This window comes from Corallococcus macrosporus DSM 14697 (assembly GCF_002305895.1).
In the GTDB taxonomy this organism is placed as follows: Bacteria; Myxococcota; Myxococcia; order Myxococcales; family Myxococcaceae; genus Myxococcus; species Myxococcus macrosporus.
Genome location: NZ_CP022203.1, coordinates 980,539 through 999,347, shown reverse-complemented (window position 1 = coordinate 999,347; position 18,809 = coordinate 980,539). Strand labels below are relative to the sequence as shown.

Below are 18,809 nucleotides of genomic sequence, written 5' to 3'. Positions count from 1 at the left end.
ACGGGCTCAGGCCGCCTTCTTCTTCAGCATCCCGTGCGGGTCGATGACGAACTTGCGCGCCACGCCCGTGTCGAACTCGTGGTACCCGCGCGGCGCGTCGTCGAGCGAGATGACGGTGGCGTTCACGACCTTCGCGATGGGCAGCCGGCCGTGGAGGATGGCCTGCATGAGCTGGCGGTTGTAGCGCAGCACCGGCGTCTGCCCCGTGAAGAAGCGGTGGGACTTGGCCCAGCCCAGGCCGAAGCGCATGCGCAGGTTGCCGTGCTGCGCCGCCTCGTCCTGGGAGCCCGGGTCCTCCGTCACATACAGCCCCGGGATGCCGATGGCGCCCGCGGCCCGCGTCACCGCCATCAGCGAGTTGAGCACCGTGGCCGGCGCCTCCGTCGAATGCCGCGCGCCGTGGCCTCGCGCCTCGAAGCCCACCGCGTCCACGGAGGCATCCACCTCGGGCACGCCCACGACGGCGGCGATCAGCTCCTCCAGCTTGTCGCTCCGCGTGAGGTCAATGGGCTCGAAGCCCACGGACTTCGCGTGGGCCAACCGCTCCTTGTTCATGTCCCCCACCATCACCACCGCCGCGCCCAAAATCCGCGCGGACGCCGCCGCCGCGAGCCCCACCGGCCCCGCGCCCGCGATGTACACGGTGGAGCCCACCCCCACGCCCGCGCTGACGGCGCCGTGGAAGCCCGTGGGCAGGATGTCCGACAGCATGGTCAGGTCGAGAATCTTCTCCATCGCCTGCGCCTTGTCGGGGAAGCGGATGAGGTTGAAGTCCGCGTAGGGCACCAGGACGTATTCGGCCTGGCCGCCCACCCAGCCGCCCATGTCCACGTAGCCGTAGGCGCCGCCCGCGCGGCCCTCGTTGACGTTGAGGCACACGCCCGTCTGCTGCTCCCGGCACGTGCGGCAGCGGCCACAGGCCACGTTGAAGGGCACCGTGACGAGGTCCCCCACGTCCAGGAACTCGACGTCCTTTCCCTTCTCGATGATTTCGCCGGTGATTTCGTGCCCGAGCACCAGCCCCTTGGACGCCGTCGTCCTGCCGCGCACCATGTGCTGGTCCGAGCCGCAGATGTTGGTGGAGACCACCTTCAGGATGACGCCGTGCTCGATGGGTTTCCCCTTGGGGTTGGCCAGCCTGGGGGAGTCAATGGACTGCACCTCCACCTTGCCGGGACCGAGATACACGACGCCGCGATTACTGGGCATGAGCGGGCTCCTCCTGGACTGCGATGCCTGACTAAGGCTGGGGACCCGCTCCGGCGCTGGCACACCCCCGGGCGGCTGCAACGGAGGGGGTGCCTTCCCGTCCGCCTTCCGGGCTGAGGGGAATGCACGATGGCCGGTCCACCGAGTCCTCCCCATCTTCGAGGCATGGGTTCCATGGAGGAGGACGCACCGGAGCTCTCGGCCGCCCTGCTGGAGGGCATCCGAGCCGCCGCGCTGCCCGTGTCGGGCCGCGCCTCGGACCTGGACCCGCTCATCGACAGCATCGGCGATGCGCGGTTCGTCCTGCTGGGCGAGGCCACCCACGGGACACACGAGTTCTACCAGGCCCGCGCCACCCTCACCCGCCGCCTCATCGCCGAGCACGGCTTCCGCGCGCTGGTGGTGGAGGCCGACTGGCCAACCGCCCTGCGCGTCGACGCCTTCGTGCGGGGCAACGGCCAGGACACCACGGCCTCGGGCGCCCTGGGCAACTTCCAGCGCTTTCCCCGGTGGATGTGGCGCAACCGGGAGGTGGAGGAGCTGGTCACCTGGCTGCGCGCGCACAACGCCACGGTGCCCCCGGAGCAACGTGCGGGCTTCTACGGCATGGACCTCTACAGCCTCCACGACTCCATGCGCGAGGTGGTGGCGTACCTGGATACGGTGGACCCGGACGCCGCCGAGCGCGCCCGCCAGCGCTACGCCTGCTTCGACAGCTTCGGGCCCGAGCCTCACGTCTACGGCCGCTCCACCACGTATGGGCAGGCGGACTCGTGCGAGGAGCAGGTCTGGGCCGAGCTCGTGGAGCTCCAGCGGCGGCGGACCCGGGGGCCCGAGGACGTGGACGCCCGCTTCCACGCCGAGCAGAACGCCCGGCTCGTGGCCAACGCGGAGGCGTACTACCGCGCCGTGTACGCGGGCCGGCACGAAGGCTGGAACCTGCGCGACACGCACATGGCGGACACGGTGGACGCGCTCGCGGCGCACCTGTCACGCGGAGGCCCCCCTGCCCGGCTGGTCATCTGGGCGCACAACTCCCATCTGGGAGACGCGCGCGCCACGCAGTTGGGGGATGAAGGCGAGCTCAACGTGGGCCAGCTCCTGCGCGAGCGGCACGGCGCGGCCACGTATTCGGTGGGCTTCACCACGTACACCGGCGTCGTCATCGCCGCGCACGAATGGGACGAGCCCGGCCTTCGCCGCCGCATCCAGCCCGCCATGGCCGGCAGCTACGAGCGCCTGTTCCATGAGGTGGGCCTGCCCGCGTTCCTGCTCCGCATGGCGGAGCTGGGCGAAGCGGCGGGCGGGCTGCACGAGCGCAGGCTGGAGCGCGCCATCGGCGTGGTGTACGCGCCGCGCACCGAGCGCTGGAGCCACTACTTCCACGCGAACCTGCCCGCGCAGTTCGACGCGGTGCTGCACTACGACGACACGCGGGCGCTGCGTCCGCTGGACGCGGACGCCGGGCACGAGACCGAGGACGCGCCCGACACCTATCCGTTCGGCTTGTGAGGGCGCTAGTTCGCCGGCACCGGCGCCTTCTGCTTGATGGGCGGCGTCTGAGGGGCAGGCACCTTCGCGGGCGGCCGTTGCCAGGTGCCCGACTTCGCGGGCGGCTTCTGGCCCCGGACCAGGTGCCGCTCGATGCGCCGCTTCACCTCCGGCAGCACGTCGTTGGGGATGGGGATGGACAGGTTGTACTGGGCAATCTTCCAGGTGCCCCCGTCCTTCACCAGCACGCCGCTGCCACGGCTGGGGCCCAGGTTGGGCGTGTCCAGCACTTCGTCGAACCAGGCCACCGCGCCGTCCTTCGAGAAGGAGATGTGGCGCGAGGTGGCCTTGAAGCTCCAGGCCTTGCCCTTGGCGAAGTAGGGCCTGGCCCAGGCGCGGAACGCGTCGCGCGTCCACCGCTCGGTGGCGTCGGTGCCCAGGTACACGGCGTCCTCGGTGAAGTGGCCGAAGTAGCGCGCCTCGTCCGCGGCGGCGGCGGCCTGGTGCCAGTCATCCAGCACGGCCGTCACCGCGGCCTTCGGGTCGGCGGGGGCAGTGTTCGCGGGAGCCGAGGCGAGCACGAAGAGCAGCAAGGAGACGGTAGGCACGCGGAAGACCTCGTCAGGCGGGGCGTTCAAGGTATGAAGCGGCACGGCCCGCCCCGCGTCAAGGCACACGGGGCGGAGAGAAAGGCACGAATCGCATGGTCCTCGAGAGCTTCCAAGTGGGTGAGGGCGAGGTGCCCACGGTGATGCTGCACGGCTTCCTGGGCACGGGGCGCAACCTGCGCTCATTGGCGGCGGCGTGGAGCGCGGCGGACCCGAGCCGGCGCATCCTCCTGCCGGACCTCACCGGGCACGGCACGTCCCCTGCCCTGCCGTCGAATTCGGACCTCTACAGCATGGCCCGGGACGTGGTGGACACGGCGCGCGCGCGGGGCTTCGACGGTGCGTTCGACTGGGTGGGCCACTCGCTGGGAGGCCGCGTGACGCTCGCGGCGAGCCTGCATGTGCCGGAGGCCGTCAAGAGCGTGTCCCTGCTGGACATCGCTCCGGGGCCGGTGCCGGGCGACTTGTCGGAGAGCGGCAAGGTCCTGGGCATCCTGCTCCAGGCCCCGGCGCGGGCGGAGAACCGCCGGGCGATGCGCGCGGAGCTCACGGGCCGCGGGCTGTCGGAGCCGCTGGCGGACTGGCTGCTGATGAACCTGGTGACGGAGGAGGGCGGCGTGCGCTGGCGCTTCGACCGCCAGGCGCTGGCGGACCTGCACTCCCGCGTGAATGACACGGACCTGTGGGCGGCGGTGGAGCGTAGGGACGGCCCGCCGATGCGCTGCCTCCGGGGTGGCCGCTCCAAGTACGTGAGCGACGCGGACGTGGCGCGCATGGTGGCCGCGGGCTGCCCGGTGGAGACGGCGCCAGAGGCCGGGCACTTCGTCCATGTGGACGCGCAGCCCGCGGTGCTGGCGTGGCTGCGCTGAGCGACGGCTGAACCGGGCGTCACCTCGGCGAGCCCGTCGCCACGGCCCGCGTCGCGGTGAGCTGCCTCCCCGAGGGCGTCAGATGCGCACGCCCACCAGCAGGCCGGGCCACAGGCGGACGCCGCCGGGGCCGCAGCCCAGCTTCCACTGGGGCAGCCAGCTCACGTCGCGGTCCTCGTCCTGCGAGGACGGGTCATACGCGTTGAGGGACACGCCGCCGAAGAGCGCGAAGCGCCGCTTCAGCTCCCAGCCCAGCGTGGCGCGCATCCGGAACAGCGTGTTCTTCGGCCCCGAACCGCCATAGAAGTTCGGCTGCCAGCTCCCGTACGACAGGTCCACGTCCAGCGAGTAGCGGTCCGCGGCGTCCAGCGGGACGTGCACGCCCAGGCCCAGGTTGAGGAAGGTCCGCAGCGACTTCTCGCCAATGCCCACGCCCGTGGTGGCCAGGACGTAGACCGTCCTGCTCCCGTACTTGATGCCCACCGACAAGGGCATGACATCGTCGGCGGAGAGCTCCAGCACGAAGCGCCCCTTGCGGACGATGCTCAAGATGCCGATGGGCACCGACACGTCATCGGCGATGTTGATGAGGCCCAACTGCACGCCGCGCACGTCCCCCGCCACGTTGATGAGGCCCACCTGCGCGCCCGCGACGTCCCCGGAGATGTTGATGAGGCCCACCTGCGCGCCCGCGAGCCGCTCCGCCAGGTTGATGCCCACCGCGGCCTGCACGCCACGGAGCCGCGCCGCCGCGCGGTTCGCCGTGGTGCTCACCTGGAAGCCCGTGAAGTCACGCTCGGCCATGTTGAAGACGGCGGACACCTGCCCGCCCGTCCCGCCACCGAAGGCGAGGTTGCCGCCGAACGCCGCCTGGAGACCGAAAATCTCCCCGCCCGCCACGTTCGCCACGCCGGACACCTGGAACCCCTCCACCGTCCCATCCACCCACCCCACGCCGACGGCGCCGCCCAAGCCCTGGAGCTGCATCGAGCGCACGCCCAGCACGCCCAGCGCCAGGTGGTTGCGCCCGCCGCCCCCCCACAGCGCGGGGGTGGCCAGCGGTGGCACCAGCGACAGGTTGAAGGGCACGGAGGGCATGTCCCCGAGGGTGACGGGCGCTCCCGTGGACAGCGCCTCCGCCCGGACGTCCGTGCCGCCTCGCGCCGCCGTGCGGGTGAGCGTCATGGGGACGAAGTGCTCGGCGCGCAGCTCCGAGCCGCCCTTCGGCGACACCGTCAGCTCCGCCTCCAGCCGCTGCGAGGGGCGCTCCAACACGACGTGGTAGCGGCCCGCCTCCAGCCCCAGCGCCAGGCGCCGGCCCGCGGGCTTCTGCAGCTCCGCCACCAACTGGTTGCCCCAGTCGCGCACGAAGAGGCGGCCTTGCACGTCCTCCGCCACCGTGAGCCGCACGCGCGAGGTGCGCAGGTCCGTCAGCACCAGGTCGCCGCTGCCCGCGAGCTGGATGTCATAGGCCGCGTGCTGCGGCCCGCCCTGGGTGCGCTCGGTGCGCGCCAGCGTCTCATGGAAGGCGAACTGGTAGGCCTCGTGCAACGTGACGCGGCCGTCCCCGCTGGCGTCCGCCGCGCCGCGCAGGCCCGTCACCAGGAAGTGCGTGAAGAAGGACGCCCCAATGGTGTCCGACTCCTGCGCCACCTCGTCCGCGGAGCTGGAGGCGAGGTACGCGTGGCCCCGCACCTGGGACGCCGCGTCCATGAGGAAGCCCGGCCGGTGCACCCCGCCCTTGAAGCGCGTCAGCGCGCCGGAGCCACACGAGTCCAGAATCGCGATGCGCACGTCCACGGGCACCGCGCCCAGCCCCGCCTTCAGCGCCGCGTAGGTCAGCCGCTCGCCGCGCGGCAGCAGGCCGTCCGCATCCGAGTGGCCCGAGTAGTAGAGCAGCAGCTCGCTGCGGACGCCCTCCGCGGCCGCGGCCTCCACCAGCACCCGCATCCGCTCCAGCGCCGCCAGCAGGCCCTTCCGGTCCGCCTCCAGCAGCAGCACGCGGTCCGCCACCGCCACGCCGCCCAGTTCCTCCAGCACGCGCGACATGGCCAGCGCGTCCGAGCCCGCGTAGCGCAGCCGCTCGCGCCCCTCGCCGCCCTCGCTGGAGCCCACGAGCAGCGCGAAGCGGCGCAACGTCACCGGGGGCTCCTCCACCGGAGGCGGAGGGGCGGCGACGGCCAGGGAGGCCCAGACGCCCAGACAGGCGGCGGCCAGCGGGCCCCACCGGCGGCCCCCTCCCCCAGCAGTGGTGCGTCTCATCATCCGCCTTCCACCCCACGCGTCAGGCCCGGCCCGGCCTCAGGCGAGTCCCCCTGGCATAGCTCGACTGAGGGCCGGAGCGCGAGCCCGGCTCACGGGCTCCAGAGCGCCCGCCGCACCACCCAGGAGCTGCCCCCCCGGCCGTCACGGACCACCGCCCAGAACGTCACCTCCTGCGCCTGCGCGCCCTCCGGCGGCTCCCACTCCGTGCGATGCCGGCCTTCCTGCCCGCCAAAGGAGGAGCCGCCCGTCTCCTGCGGCGCGAACTCGCCCAGCGTCGCGTGCCAGGAAATCTCCCAGCTCTCTCGCAGCGTCACCGCCTCCAGCCGCAGCCCGGGCACCACGTAGGTCTCCTGCAGGGGCGCCACGTCCTCGGACGTCACCACGAAGGGCCCGGCGCCCCGCAGCTCCAGCGGCGCGGTCTCGGGCCAGGTGACGTCATCCACGCGCAGGCCCGGAATCACCGGCGTCTCGTTCACCCGCATGCCCTCCACCGCCGGGCACCAGAAGACCATCAGCTTCTGCGCGTACACCCGCTCCTCGCCCGCCTGGGTGAAGAGCACCAGCGGCATGCGCAGGCCGCCCAGCCCCAGGTAGGGGTCCAGCGCCTGCACCCGCTCCAGCAGCGGCGTCTCGTCGGGCAGCGTGGCCGCGCCCGGCTGGATGCTGAGCGTCAGCTCTCCGGGTGCGGTGGTGCCCTCCGCGAGCAGCACGCGGTTGGCCTCGTTCGCGCACGTCCGGTCCTCCGGGTCCGCGCAGGCCCACAGCGTGTACTGGATGGGCCGGCCCTCGCCCGCCGGGTCCACCAGCAGCGCGCGGTACGTCACGGGCTCGGCGAGCTCGTCCAGCGTCGCCGGGTTGAGCTCGCACGCGGACGCCATGAACTCCGGGGGCTCCGTGGCGAGGCCGAGCACCCGGAAGTCATGGACGCGCGACGGCTGGTCCTCCACGTCGACACACGCGGTGGCGCCCAGCAGCAGCAGCGACAGGCCACAGGACTCGAGCAGGGCCTTCATCAGAAGCTTCCTTTCACACCCACCACGGGGAGGATGGGGATGCCCGGCACCTCGTACTCCCGACGGAACCGGTAGTCGTTGAAGACGAACTCGACGTTCTGCGCGTTGTAGAGGTTCTGCACGTCCAGGTAGGCCGTGAGCGTCCAGCTCTGGAAGCGCCAGCTCTTGTCCACGCGGACGTCCAACTGGTGGAAGCCTCCGGTGCGGTCGGAGAAGTACGGGCCGAACGTCGCGTTGTAGCGGTTGCGGTCCGCGTCGTAGACGTCGTAGCCGCCGGCCAGCGGCGTCATGGGCCGGCCGCTGGTGTAGCGGAAGCGGCCGCCCAGCTCCCAGCCGTTGCCCAGCACATAGCCCGCCACCAGCGTCAGGATGTGCGTCTGGTCCCACGGGCTGAGGCCATACGTGGAGTCATCCGGCACGCTGCCGCCGCCGCCGAAGAGCCCTCCACCCTGCGGCCGGGGCCCGGCGCGGCCGTCCTCGGCGCGGCTGAAGGTGTACGACAGCCAGCCGGACCACTTGTCCGTCGCGGAGGCGCGCTCCTTCTTCAGCATCACCTCCACGCCGTACGCGCGGCCGATGCCGTCGTTGGAGTACGGCAGCGTGAAGACGCCGCCGCCGTCGTTGGTGACGAGCTGGCCGGGCGCCACGATGTTGTTGAAGCGGCGGTTGAAGAAGCCGGTGACGTCCACGTTGAGCACGTCGGTGATGCGGTGCTCCACGCCCAGGCTGCTCTGGAAGGCGCGCTGGTAGGCGAGGTCCGGGTTGCCGTACGGCAGGGGGATGAAGCGGAACGTCTCCGGCGGCTGGCTGTAGAGGCCCAGCGAGCCCTTCAGGTTGGTGCGTGACGTCGCCGCGTAGCGGACCCACAGCCGGGGGTCCAGCGCCAGGTTCCGCGTGCTCCCCACCGACTGGAGGTTGCCGCGCACGCCCGGCGTGAAGGTGAAGCGGCCGACGTTCAGGTCGGCCTCGAGGAACAGCGCGCCGTCGAAGGAGGCCAGGGCAATCTGCTCCTCCAACTGCTGGCCCACCGGCTCGGCGCCGGGGAAGGGCACGTATTCGATGCCGCCCGGCGCGGGGAACGCCACGTCGTAGCGCTCGTGCTCGAAGACGAGGTCCAGACCCGTGCGGAGGGTGAGCGTGGAGTTCAGCTCGATGCCCAGCACCTCGCGGGCGCCCAGCGTGTACGTCTTGCCTTCCTGCCGCGCGAGCCCGAAGTCGATGTTGCTGCGGTCCATGCCGACGAAGGGCGTGAACACGGACCACATCGCGCCCTTGCGGTAGGTCCAGTCGCCCTTCACGCGGTGGAAGTTGGTGCGCGTGTTCAGCTCCAGGTCGCGCTCCGTCTCCGGGCCGGTGGACACGACGCGGAGCTGGTCGTCACTGCCGAAGGCCATGACGTAGCCGGAGCTGCGCGCGCCCCCGGCCGACACCGTCGTGTCGTCGTTGGGCGAGCCCCGCTTCGCGCCGAAGTCCACGCGCAACTGGTAGTCCCAGTAGCGCGGCACCACGGAGAGCGTGCCCCCCTCCGTCTCCGGCAGGACGGCGGGCAGGATCGTGTCGATGTACGAGCGGCGCGCGGCCGCGGCCACGCTGATGCCGTCGGTAACCGGGCTCTCCAGGAAGAAGCCCGCGTCCAGCAGGTCCACCTTCACCGAGCCGTGCAGCGTGTCCGAGGCGCCCTTGCGCGTGCCCACCTCGACGATGCCGCCCACCGCGCGGCCGTACTGGCTGCCGTAGCCGCCCGGGAAGAAGTCGAGCTGGTCGATGAACTCGGCGTTGACCACCGAGGGCCCGCCGAGCAGGTGGAACAGGAGCGGGATTTCGACCCCGTCCATCATGGTGGACGTCTGGCCCGGGTTCGAGCCACGCACCAGCAGCTCGCCGGAGATGAAGGGCGCGCGCGCCACGCCCGGCAGCGACTGGATGACGCGGATGGGGTCGCCGAAGGAGCCCGGCGTCTTCTGCGCCTCCTCGCGGGTGATGGTGCGGCGCACCACCTCCTTCTTCGGCCGCGCGGAGCGCACCACCGTCTCCAGGCCGCCGCCAGACGGCGCGAGGTAGAAGTTCACCTCCGTCGTCTCGTTGGGCTTCAGCTCCTCCTTCGTCTGGTAGAGCTGGAAGCCGGTGGCCACCACGCGCACCTCGCAGACGCCCGCGGGCACCTCCAGCGTGAAGCGGCCGTCCTCGTCGGACATCGCCTCGGGCGCGTCCGGGTCGTCGCCGCAGCGCACGGTGGCGTTGGGCACGCGGGAGCGGCTGCCGCGGGAGATGAGCTGACCGGTGAGCGTGGCCTTGGGCTGCTCGGCCTCCGCGGCCTCGGCGCCCTCGTCCGGCTCCGGCGCGGTGAGGGTGAAGTGGTAGACGTACTCCACCTGCACCGGCGCGGGCACGCCGTCGACCTCGGCGGGCGAGAAGCGGAACTGGCGCACCGCCTCCATGGCGGCCTCGTCGAAGCCGTTGCCCACGGGCTCGGTGGGCAGCACCTCGGCGACGGAGCCGTCCGCCGCGATGGTGATGATGAGCCGCACCGACGCGGTGAGGCCCTGCGCGAGCGCCTCGGGCGGATATCGCGCCTCCACCTGCTGCACCAGCTCGGGCGGCCTGGTGATGGTGGGCTGGGCCTGCTGCGGTGGCGTGGCCGCGTCCGCGGGAGGCGCGTCGGCTTGTGGCGCCTGCGCGAGCACGGGGGCCGCCAGCAAGAGCGAGGTCGCGACCAGCGCGCCTCGGGCTTTCAGGATGGAGGACATGGCGTGTCCAAGCATACGGGTGAGAGGTGTTCCCGCTCCCGCGGAAAGAGAGGCGGAGCGAAGGCGAGGTGGAATCCCGGTTTGCCTGTGGGGAGGGGTACCCCGGACGCGCCGGGCAAGCCCCCGCTCCGCCTCTCTTCCAGCGGGAGTGGCGACATTCAGTCGAGCAGGAAGGTGTACGAGTATTTCATCTCCGTTGAGACGGGCTCGCCGCCCTTGATGGCGGGCCTGAAGCGGAAGCGGCGGATGGCGTCCCGCGCCGCCTCGTTGAGGCCGTAGCCGGGCCCCTTGAGAATCTTCACCGCCGTCACCTTGCCCTCGTGGCTGATGGCGATGGACAGCGTGACGGTGCCCTCGACGCCCGCGCGGCGCGCCTCCTCCGGGTAGGGAATCTTCACCTCGGAGGCCACGGTGGGCTCGGAGTCCACCTGGTAGATGGGCGCGTACCTGGGCGCGCTGTATGCCTTCACCTCCTTGGGGGCCTTCGCGGTGGGGCCCGTCCTGCCGTAGAGCGTGTTGCCCACGGCCGCCGCGAAGCCTCCTGCGCTGGTGGTGGAGGACAGCGTCATGCCCACCACCAGGGGCGCGGGCTTCGCGGACGGAGGGGGTGTCTCGTTGGGTGGCGGCGGCGCGTCCACGGGCGGAGGCGGCAGCGGCCTGGGCGCCTCGGCCACCTTCACCGGCGGGGGCTTCACCGCCCTGGGCTTGGGCGGCGGCGGCTTGGGCGGCTCCGGCTTGGGCTCCTCGACGGGCGGCGGGGGCGGGGGCGGCTTCTGCACCTCCACCATCACCAGCTCCACCGGGCGCTTGGGCGCGGGGCGCGAGCGGTCCACGCCTTCCCCCAGGGCCCAGAAGCCGCCGACGTGAATCCCCAGCGACACGAACAGGAAGACGCCCACCACGGCCAACGAGCGGTCGTGCATGGGCGAAGTGGGAGTGTTGTCGACGGCCGCCTGATTCATGCGCTGAGGCCTCGCTTCAGGGCGCGGAGGCCGCGGCCGCGGGGGCCACGTCCTTCTCGATGTTGAGCGCGAACTTCGCGATGCCCTGGCCCTTCACCACGTCGATGAGCCGCATCACCCGGCCATAGGGCAGCGACTGGTCGGCGCTGATGATGGCGCGCGTCTCCTTGTCCTTGGCCAGCGCCTCGACGACCTTCGCCTCCAGCTCCTTCTCCGTCACCTCGGCGCCGTCGAAGAAGAGCTTGCCCTCCTTGTCCAGCACCACGTTGACCAGCCCCTGCACCGTCTCACCGCCGTTGGCGGCGCGGGGCAGGTCCACCTCCACCGTCTCGCGGACGATGAAGTTGGCCGTCACCATGAAGATGATGAGCAGCACCAGCACCACGTCCACCAGCGGGGTGACGTTGATGCCGGTGATTTCGTCGTCGTTGTCCTGCGCGCCGCCGGCCATGGGCTAACGGACCTCCGCGCGGAGGCGGCCCACCAGGGCATGGCCCAGGGCGTTGGCGCGGCTGGTGAGCGTCTTGAGTTGGCGGCTGAAGACGTTGAAGGCCACCACGGCGGGAATCGCCACCGCCAGGCCCACGGCCGTGGCGACGAGCGCCTCGGAGATGCCCGCCATGACGGTCTGCTGCATGGCCCCGCCGCCGCCCTGGGCGTTCATCTTCCCCAGGTCATTGAAGGCCTTGATGATGCCCAGCACCGTGCCGAACAGCCCGATGAAGGGCGCGTTGTTGCCCAGCGTGCCCAGGTACGACAGGAAGCGCTCGTAGCGCGGGCGCTCGCGAGACAGCGTGGAGGCAATCACCTGCTCCACCGTGTCCGCGCCCTGGTCGGCACAGGCCAGCCCTTCCCGGAGGATGGCGGCCTCCATGCCCTGCCGTCCCTGGATGGCGGCCTTCACCGCGTCCAGCTCACCGCGCGCCAGCCGCACCGCCAGCGCCTCCGAGTCCGGCAGCCGGTGGCGGGCGAAGTACACCGTGCGCTCCAGCATGATGGCGATGGAGAGCACCGACAGAACGACAAGCACCCACAGCACCCACTCCGCGGACGTGAGCGTCACCCCCAGCAGCTTGCTGCTGAGCCAGCCCAGTTGCTCCGGGTGCGCCTGGGCGAGTACGGCGATGGACGGCATGGTGTCTTTCCCCTCGCGAAAACACGTTGGCGCGACAGGAACACCGGACCCGAATTGAAGTGTCACCCGGCGGTCGGATTTTTTCCGGGCCCCTCTGACAGCGAGGGGCCAGCATGCGCGCCATGCGAGGAAAACGGTGGTCGTCACGGGCGCTTCCGCGGGCATCGGCGAGGCGCTGGCGGCGGTGCTGGCCGGACGCGGCGCCAACCTGGTGCTGGCGGCGCGCAATGAAGAAGCGCTCCAGCGGGTGAAGGCCCGGTGCGAGTCCGCCGGCGGGCGCCTCCGGCGCCAAGTATAGGACGGGTAGGAGCCCTGATGAGGGCGGCGGGCTGGTGAAGAGGGGCCAAGAAGGGCCGCAGGGGCGAGGGCTTCGCTTGGGCTCAACACCACGCGCTCTGGGGTGGCCCCTGTGCCGGAGCCTGCTTCGCAGGCCGCGAGGGCAATGCCAGGTGCTCCAGTGGAGCGGTTCATCGAGACCGCCGCCCGAACCGGGTCGCGGGTGGACGTGCGCGCCGAAGGGCCCGTCGAGGGAATGTGGGACCGGAGCAGGCTGGACCAGGTGGTGGCGAACCTCCTCGGCAATGCCCTCAAGTTCGGCGAGGGCAGGCCCATCGAGATTTCGCTCTCACGCGGGATCGAGGTTCACGGTGGTGCTTCCGTGCCAGCCCCTGAAGGAAGCCGCGGGAGAGTCGCAGGCGTGAGGAGACGCTGACTTTCACGACATGAACGCATGCATGCCCCTCGGCAACACTGCCTTGCCCGGCTCCGTATGCCTATTTCCCCGCTGCTCTCAGGCGGGGCGCTACCTGGAGCGCAGGTCCTTCTCTCGCGCCAACAGAAAGCTACGTCATGACCGCTTCCTTCATGAAGCTCCGGAAGCTCGCTTCTCTCGTCCTGTATTGCGCCGCGCTCGGCGTCTCGCCGCTCGCCTCCGCGGAGCCGCCAGCCGCCGGCGAGCCCGCGGAGGCGGCGCCGCGCTCGGGCGAGCTCAACTACCGCTCCACGGGCCAGCGCCAGCCCCAACTCACCCAGCTGCCCGATGGCGGGCAGCAGATTCTCCTCTCCTGCCTTCTGTCGCGTCCCGGCCAGATCCAGCGCTACGCCGTGAACTGCCCGGGCACGAAGCGGATCGACGTCAAGGTGGCGGACTGCTGCATCCCAGGCGACCACTGGCAGGTGAAGGTGAAGTCCTGGGACTTCAAGCCCAACACGGCGGTGGCGACCTCGCCGGGCGGTGACGGTGACTACAGCGCGCCCGCCAGCGTCTTCACCTACAGCAGCAGCCGGGACATGAACGCCCTCATCGAGTGCTCGTACCTGCACGGCGTCAACATCTTCCCGGCGGAGTCCTTCCTCCTCGTGGAGAGCAGCGGCGGCGCATGTTCCGTGACGGACGTGGGCATCACCGAGGAGATTGACCGCTCACCGTGACAGGCCGGTCCGCAAGAGCCCTGTCTCCAGGGCCCTTGCCCCCGCGCGCAAGGTGACATGCTCCCAACTCCTTGAAAGGGGTGGGGTGGAGCGCCCGCTCCAACGCGAGGGAGGGGCGGGCACGTGAGGCCGCATTGCATGACGGTCCCCGGCGCTCAGGCGCGGGCGGAGGACACGCCCGACGGCGTGGCCCTCGGCGAGTACGCCGGCGTCCAGCCCGATCCACTCACCAATCTCCCCGGTGAGCCGGTGCACGGCGCGTTCCACGGACATGAAGGGCTCGCCGCGCTTCTCCGCCTCGCGCACCAGCCGCAAGAGACGCAGCGGGAAGGTGTAGTGGGCCATGTTGCGCAGGTGCGCGCCCGCGTCCGAGAAGCCCATGACCGTGTACCAGCGCAGCGCGTCTCCGTGAGTGGCTCATCCAAACGGCGCTGCGCCTGTTGCGAGCGAAGGAACCCGAGACAGCCCATTTGCGAGAATGGGCCGAACGAATTGCCGCCAGGAGGGGCAAGAAGACAGCGGTGGTGGCGCTGGCGAGACGGCTGGCCGGAATCCTCTTCGCGATGATGCGCGATGGGACGGAATACCGAGCGCCGAAGCCAGCAGAGTCGGAGGCTGCGGCATAGCGGCCTCTCCCAAAGGCTTCGATGAGCGGGTGAGCGCGCGTCCTTCCTTGGCCAGCAGTCCAGGGCCGCAGCATAGAGGGCGCCCCCGCTGTCGAATCTCCCCATGCGCCGGCGGCACGCCCGCCCAAGTCGAGCGCGAACAGAAGGCTGAAGGAACCTCGCGGAGAGGGGCTGGGAGTCAGGTGGTACGCAGGAGGTGATTGCCAGTAGGCCTCCGCGGCAGCGATGGCGAGGGGCGGAAGGAAAGGATTTGCTGAAGGCGTCTGTTGTTGAAAGTGAGACGAGGCAAGGTGCCTGATTCGGAGGGCCGCTACACAGAAGGAAGGACAGGAGCGCTATGGGGGGGTAGCAGGCGGGAGCAGAGCGGGAGGTGAGGGACGCTGACGGGTGGCACATGAGCCGCACGCCGAGCCGGCGCAGAATCCCTTTATCTCCAGCAGGCACACGCCTGCCCAGCCCAGCCTCCTTCCCAGGCGGGGCGAGGCAGGGGCCTGGCTCTCTTGGCTGGCTGTGGCGGCTTGAGCTTCAACACCACGCGCTCTGGGGTGGACCCTGTGCCGGGGCCTGCTTCGCAGGCCGCGAGGGCAATGCCAGATGCTCCAGAATGGCGCGCCCTCCACCGGGGGCCGTCAGGAATGCCAGCACCCTCCCGCGGCCTCCACACCTCACGCTGGCGAACACGTCGAAGTCGAACGCCCTCCTCAGCAACTCGGCGTAAGTCCACTCGCGGCGTTCTCTGCTTCATCCGCTCCCTTCTGGCCGCTGCCTCCTTCCCCGCTCTCGCCTCCTCCTCACCTGCTTGGGGGAGCGCTCAAGGCGTCGCTCCGGGAGTGGGGCCAGATTGTCAACGTGGACGACCTGAAGCCGGGCTTCAACCTCACGCGCGGCGTCTGCGTGGGGACGGACTCGTCCTTCGACCAGTTGGAGGTCGTTCCGAACGAGCCTGTGCTCGTGGCGGGCCCGGACGATAACAGCGTGACGTCCTGTATCAACTACCACTGAGGTGACGAGGCCGGGCCGGAGCGCCCATGGCCCCCGTCTGGGGGTGGTCGCGTTCCTTCGCGGCGCGCTCGAGCAGTTCGTCGAACTGACCTGCCACGCAGGGTCACATCCCATACGCAGACGCGTATCACCCCAAGCGTCTCATCGGAATGCTCATGTTCCGCTACTCGCCAAGTGCTGGCTTATGCTCAATGGGCAAGTCAGAGTTCGAATTCCTCGCGACTGGTGCGGTAGCAGCCCAGCCGGCACTTCGTCATCAGGCTGCTGGCAGAAAGAGAACTCTACATGTTTATTTCGCAATTGCCGGAACCGCGTGACCGCGAGGGCCGCTCCATCAAGCCGCCGGAACTGCCCTCCGGCACATTCATCCTATACCGAGACGCGGGTATCGACAGCGAAAGCAAGTCATTCAATCTCGCCGAATACCCGCCGGAGCGGCGCCACTCACTGGCGGGGGGCGGCTTCGATGACGCGACAACATGGATTGCGTTCAACCTGCCGGAAGGCAAGGTCGTGACGCTGATGACGCATCATCGAGAGCCGGAAGACGGCCAGCCAGTGTGGGACCTCAGATATACTGGCGAAACCGTGGACCTTGTCGGTACTGGCACCCCGCAGTTGGTAGATCTCGACGCGATATACATGGGCGACAAGCTCTCCAGCTTCTTCTGGCGTCAGGTCGACCTGAACCAGGGAGCTATCGAGCTCTTCGAGGAGTTCGACTACAAGGGCAGCCGAACACTCCTGTTCATCTCGGAATGGGCTGATGAGGAGCGTCACGCGCTCAACGGGTGGTACATTGAAGATAGACTTTCCTCGGTGAGGTGGTCGACCCTCGACGACACGGTCGTCGTTCGCCTCTTCGAGACCCGGAAGAAAGAGGAAGGCGGGAGGAGCTTCAACGAGATTCATGGCGCGGGAACAGTCAAGGAGATACCTGATCTGACCCGGCATGACTTCGACAACGTGCTCTCGTCATTCTCGTGGACTCGCATCATCCCTGAGCGGGCCGTCATCAAGTCATTCAAGATCAAGTTCGACGAGACGAACTTCGAGGATGGCAGCGTCAAGAACTACACGGTGATTCAGGAGGGGCTCAATGACTCGCCCGTCGACCAGCCAGGCAAGATCAGTCTCTCCCATGAAATCTCGGAGACCGTAACGCTGACTGTCTCGGATGAGCATCGCGTCGGCGCGAACTTCAAGTTCAGGCATCTGTCCAAAGCAGGCTTGGGGGACTCAGGAACCGAGAGCGAAGTAACAATCGAGTTGAGTTATGATTATACCCACAGGGATGAGAAGGAGTCATCCAAGACGGTTACGACGGTTACGGCCCTTGAGCAGGACTTCATAAAGCCAAGGTACTCGTCTTTCAAATGCGAGATGGTCGCGATGGTAGGCAGGCTGAAGCCAACGACCTTCAGGACTGACGTCACTCGTTGGTACAACCAGGGTCTCCCCGGGACGGTAAAGGAGATTGATGAGGTCACGAGAAAGACGCTTTATCGGCGGGACGAAACGCTGGTCGGACGTGTCGAGGGCTCATTCTGCTACAAAGTGCGCCTCGAGATAAAATCAACTCCGATTCCAGGCAGGCCTCCCCCTCAAGCCTAAGCCAGGGAGCGTAAATCCGTTCAGGGGCGGCATCACGGCGCCCCTGAGGGTGGGTAGCAGAAGCAGCAAGGCGCTTGAATCGTCGTGGCATCGAACTGACACCGACCCAGAGGCGCAAGCTCCAGCGCGCAGTGCGACAGGGGAAACGGTGGGAGGCCCTGCGCGCTACCATCGTTCTGTGGAGTGCTCAGGGAGAGAGCGCCCGCATCATCGCTCAAACGCTGGGCGTGACGCCGCGCACGGTCTACAACTGCCGGCGCCGTTGGCGCCTTCGCGGCCTGAAAGGACTGGCCCCTGCGGCCTGCCGCCTGGATGGGCCGCTTGGGCCGGCCTGTGCCCCGAGGGGCGGCACAGCCTCTGCTCCGGCCCGGCGCACAGCCCGCGTATCACCCTCCTGCGGCCCTTCTTGGCCCCTCGTCACCAGCCCGCCGCCCTCCTCAGGGCTCCTATCCGTCCTACACTTCGGATCTTTCCGGGCTCCTTGGCTCGGAGAGGGCCAGAATGCACGCCATGCAAGGAAAGACAGTGGTCATCACGGGCGCCTCGGCGGGCATTGGCGAAGCGCTGGCGGTGGTGCTGGCCGGACGCGGCGCCAACCTGGTGCTGGCGGCGCGCAATGAAGAAGCGCTCCAGCGGGTGAAGGCGCGGTGTGAAGCCGCGGGTGGACGCGCGGTGGTGGTGCCCACGGACGTCGGGGACGCGGAGGCCTGCCGCCTGCTGGTGGAGCGCGCGGTGGAGGCCTTCGGCGGCATCGACGTGCTGGTCAACAACGCGGGCGTGACGATGGACGCGCGCGTGGACGAGGTGAAGGACCTGTCCCTCTTCGACCGGCTGATGCGCATCAACTACCTGGGCGCGGTGTACTGCACCCACCACGCCCTGCCCCACCTCAAGGCCCGGCGAGGGCTGGTGGTGGCGGTGTCGTCCCTCACGGGCAAGACGGGCGTGCCCAACCGCAGCGGCTACGCGGCCAGCAAGCACGCCATGCACGGCTTCTTCGACTCGCTGCGCATCGAGCTGCGCGGCACCGGCGTGGACGTGACGGTGGTGTGCCCCGGCTTCGTCGCCACCCACATCCGCGACAACGCGCTGGGCGCGGACGGCCAGCCCGTGCGGCGGAGCAAGCACGACGAGAGCGCGGGCAACATGGACGTGGACACCTGCGTGGCCATCACCCTCAAAGCCATGGAGCGGCGCGAGCGCGAGGTGGTGATGACCACCAAGGCCCGCATCGCCCAGTTCCTCAAGCTGGTGGCCCCGGGCGTGGTGGACCGCATCGCCGCGAAGGCCATCCAGGACCGGCAGCGCTAAGCCGCGACCCGGATGAAATCTTCCAGTTGGTAGCGGAAGGTACGGCGGGCCTTGGCGAGGGTGACGGACCAAAGAAGGGGGAGGCGGTGGCGGTTGGCGTCGCGTGCCCAAGCACGAGTCCTCTCCCAGAGGACCTCCACGGAGGCGATTCGCTGGCGTTCCAGGTGTTGCCGCGCATCTTTGTTGATGGCCGGTGGCCCCCTGCCTCCACGGGCTCCCCGAGTCACAGGGGCGCCGTCAGGCGCCGAGTGAAGCGAGCCTGACCTTGACGCGGAGCGGCACGTGGTGGCCACGAGCCCAGGTAATCCGGTCGACCTGATGATCAGGATTCTGCGCTTTTTCGTGACCAGCAACAGGAGGATGCCCCCCCCTCACAGACGCCTCTTCGCTCGGGATGTGCTGAGCGCCGGCTGGGTGCACTCGTCCGTTGGCTTGCACTCCCCTGTCCGGGCTGGAAGACGCCAGCCACCGCCGGCTACGGGCAGGAGCCCCTGGCGACATTGGCCCGTGAATTGAATTACCTAAA

The 18,809-nt window shown here is 69.5% G+C and carries 17 protein-coding genes; 8 read left to right on the top strand and 9 right to left on the bottom strand.

The window, feature by feature from the left end:
- Positions 1 to 6 precede the first annotated feature (6 nt).
- A complete protein-coding gene (gene fdhA / locus MYMAC_RS04280; protein WP_095957141.1) occupies positions 7 to 1,209 on the bottom strand; it encodes a formaldehyde dehydrogenase, glutathione-independent in 1,203 nt (400 codons plus the stop codon).
- 165 nt (positions 1,210 to 1,374) lie between these two features.
- On the opposite strand from fdhA, the gene MYMAC_RS04275 reads away from it, so the two are divergent.
- The gene (locus tag MYMAC_RS04275) at positions 1,375 to 2,721 is read left to right on the top strand and encodes an erythromycin esterase family protein (RefSeq protein ID WP_095957140.1); all 1,347 of its coding nucleotides are present in this window, start codon (positions 1,375 to 1,377) and stop codon (positions 2,719 to 2,721) included.
- Between the two features lie 5 nt (positions 2,722 to 2,726).
- On the opposite strand, the gene MYMAC_RS04270 is transcribed toward MYMAC_RS04275, so the two are convergent.
- Positions 2,727 to 3,353: a nuclear transport factor 2 family protein gene (locus tag MYMAC_RS04270; protein ID WP_095957139.1), complete on the bottom strand. Its 627-nt coding sequence runs from the start codon at positions 3,351 to 3,353 to the stop codon at positions 2,727 to 2,729.
- 50 nt (positions 3,354 to 3,403) lie between these two features.
- Between MYMAC_RS04270 and MYMAC_RS04265 the strand changes: the two genes are divergently transcribed.
- Positions 3,404 to 4,177, top strand: a complete 774-nt coding sequence (locus MYMAC_RS04265; RefSeq protein WP_095957138.1) for an alpha/beta fold hydrolase — start codon at positions 3,404 to 3,406, stop codon at positions 4,175 to 4,177.
- Positions 4,178 to 4,255: 78 nt separating this feature from the next.
- On the opposite strand, the gene MYMAC_RS04260 is transcribed toward MYMAC_RS04265, so the two are convergent.
- The 6 genes from MYMAC_RS04260 to MYMAC_RS04235 form a co-directional block, all read right to left on the bottom strand.
- The gene (locus MYMAC_RS04260; protein WP_095957137.1) at positions 4,256 to 6,442 is read right to left on the bottom strand and encodes a caspase family protein; all 2,187 of its coding nucleotides are present in this window, start codon (positions 6,440 to 6,442) and stop codon (positions 4,256 to 4,258) included.
- Between the two features lie 89 nt (positions 6,443 to 6,531).
- Positions 6,532 to 7,455, bottom strand: coding sequence for a hypothetical protein (locus MYMAC_RS04255; protein ID WP_095957136.1), 924 nt, complete (start codon positions 7,453 to 7,455; stop codon positions 6,532 to 6,534).
- Positions 7,455 to 10,217: a TonB family protein gene (locus tag MYMAC_RS04250; RefSeq protein ID WP_095957135.1), complete on the bottom strand. Its 2,763-nt coding sequence runs from the start codon at positions 10,215 to 10,217 to the stop codon at positions 7,455 to 7,457. Before MYMAC_RS04250 ends, MYMAC_RS04255 begins: the two co-directional genes overlap by 1 nt.
- 143 nt (positions 10,218 to 10,360) lie before the next feature.
- Positions 10,361 to 11,164, bottom strand: coding sequence for an energy transducer TonB (locus MYMAC_RS04245; protein WP_095957134.1), 804 nt, complete (start codon positions 11,162 to 11,164; stop codon positions 10,361 to 10,363).
- Positions 11,165 to 11,180: 16 nt separating this feature from the next.
- Positions 11,181 to 11,615 carry an ExbD/TolR family protein gene (locus MYMAC_RS04240; RefSeq protein ID WP_095957133.1) on the bottom strand — a complete coding sequence of 145 codons (435 nt, stop codon included), beginning with the start codon at positions 11,613 to 11,615 and terminating at the stop codon, positions 11,181 to 11,183.
- Between the two features lie 3 nt (positions 11,616 to 11,618).
- Positions 11,619 to 12,299, bottom strand: coding sequence for a MotA/TolQ/ExbB proton channel family protein (locus tag MYMAC_RS04235; protein WP_095957132.1), 681 nt, complete (start codon positions 12,297 to 12,299; stop codon positions 11,619 to 11,621).
- 136 nt (positions 12,300 to 12,435) lie between these two features.
- Between MYMAC_RS04235 and MYMAC_RS04230 the strand changes: the two genes are divergently transcribed.
- Positions 12,436 to 12,597: an SDR family NAD(P)-dependent oxidoreductase gene (locus tag MYMAC_RS04230; RefSeq protein WP_420810029.1), complete on the top strand. Its 162-nt coding sequence runs from the start codon at positions 12,436 to 12,438 to the stop codon at positions 12,595 to 12,597.
- A gap of 551 nt (positions 12,598 to 13,148) precedes the next feature.
- Positions 13,149 to 13,730, top strand: coding sequence for a hypothetical protein (locus MYMAC_RS04225; RefSeq protein ID WP_095957130.1), 582 nt, complete (start codon positions 13,149 to 13,151; stop codon positions 13,728 to 13,730).
- Here the strand turns inward: MYMAC_RS04225 and MYMAC_RS37590 are convergent.
- Positions 13,722 to 14,111, bottom strand: coding sequence for a hypothetical protein (locus MYMAC_RS37590; RefSeq protein ID WP_239989342.1), 390 nt, complete (start codon positions 14,109 to 14,111; stop codon positions 13,722 to 13,724). The genes MYMAC_RS04225 and MYMAC_RS37590 overlap by 9 nt on opposite strands.
- Before the next feature lie 1,094 nt (positions 14,112 to 15,205).
- Between MYMAC_RS37590 and MYMAC_RS36635 the strand changes: the two genes are divergently transcribed.
- The 4 genes from MYMAC_RS36635 to MYMAC_RS04200 all read left to right on the top strand — a co-directional run bounded on the left by MYMAC_RS36635 (position 15,206) and on the right by MYMAC_RS04200 (position 18,283).
- Positions 15,206 to 15,358: a hypothetical protein gene (locus MYMAC_RS36635; RefSeq protein ID WP_157757443.1), complete on the top strand. Its 153-nt coding sequence runs from the start codon at positions 15,206 to 15,208 to the stop codon at positions 15,356 to 15,358.
- A gap of 285 nt (positions 15,359 to 15,643) precedes the next feature.
- Positions 15,644 to 16,972 (top strand): hypothetical protein, encoded by a 1,329-nt coding sequence (locus MYMAC_RS04210; RefSeq protein ID WP_095957129.1) that lies wholly within the window; start codon positions 15,644 to 15,646, stop codon positions 16,970 to 16,972.
- Between the two features lie 131 nt (positions 16,973 to 17,103).
- Positions 17,104 to 17,592 carry a helix-turn-helix domain-containing protein gene (locus MYMAC_RS38600; protein WP_420810043.1) on the top strand — a complete coding sequence of 163 codons (489 nt, stop codon included), beginning with the start codon at positions 17,104 to 17,106 and terminating at the stop codon, positions 17,590 to 17,592.
- Entirely contained in the window at positions 17,474 to 18,283 is an 810-nt protein-coding gene (locus MYMAC_RS04200; protein ID WP_095957127.1) for an SDR family oxidoreductase, read from the top strand. The genes MYMAC_RS38600 and MYMAC_RS04200 overlap by 119 nt, the downstream gene beginning before the upstream one ends.
- The last annotated feature ends 526 nt before the right edge of the window (positions 18,284 to 18,809 follow it).

Bases quoted from the DNA above. Each gene is read 5' to 3' on its own strand.
- fdhA (WP_095957141.1), bottom strand. From the start codon at position 1,209: ATGCCCAGTAATCGCGGCGTCGTGTATCTCGGTCCCGGCAAGGTGGAG.
- MYMAC_RS04275 (WP_095957140.1), top strand. From the start codon at position 1,375: ATGGGTTCCATGGAGGAGGACGCACCGGAGCTCTCGGCCGCCCTGCTG.
- MYMAC_RS04265 (WP_095957138.1), top strand. From the start codon at position 3,404: ATGGTCCTCGAGAGCTTCCAAGTGGGTGAGGGCGAGGTGCCCACGGTG.
- MYMAC_RS04260 (WP_095957137.1), bottom strand. From the start codon at position 6,442: ATGATGAGACGCACCACTGCTGGGGGAGGGGGCCGCCGGTGGGGCCCG.
- MYMAC_RS04255 (WP_095957136.1), bottom strand. From the start codon at position 7,455: ATGAAGGCCCTGCTCGAGTCCTGTGGCCTGTCGCTGCTGCTGCTGGGC.
- MYMAC_RS04250 (WP_095957135.1), bottom strand. From the start codon at position 10,217: ATGCTTGGACACGCCATGTCCTCCATCCTGAAAGCCCGAGGCGCGCTG.
- MYMAC_RS04245 (WP_095957134.1), bottom strand. From the start codon at position 11,164: ATGAATCAGGCGGCCGTCGACAACACTCCCACTTCGCCCATGCACGAC.
- MYMAC_RS04240 (WP_095957133.1), bottom strand. From the start codon at position 11,615: ATGGCCGGCGGCGCGCAGGACAACGACGACGAAATCACCGGCATCAAC.
- MYMAC_RS04235 (WP_095957132.1), bottom strand. From the start codon at position 12,299: ATGCCGTCCATCGCCGTACTCGCCCAGGCGCACCCGGAGCAACTGGGC.
- MYMAC_RS04225 (WP_095957130.1), top strand. From the start codon at position 13,149: ATGACCGCTTCCTTCATGAAGCTCCGGAAGCTCGCTTCTCTCGTCCTG.
- MYMAC_RS37590 (WP_239989342.1), bottom strand. From the start codon at position 14,111: ATGGGCTTCTCGGACGCGGGCGCGCACCTGCGCAACATGGCCCACTAC.
- MYMAC_RS04210 (WP_095957129.1), top strand. From the start codon at position 15,644: ATGTTTATTTCGCAATTGCCGGAACCGCGTGACCGCGAGGGCCGCTCC.
- MYMAC_RS04200 (WP_095957127.1), top strand. From the start codon at position 17,474: ATGCACGCCATGCAAGGAAAGACAGTGGTCATCACGGGCGCCTCGGCG.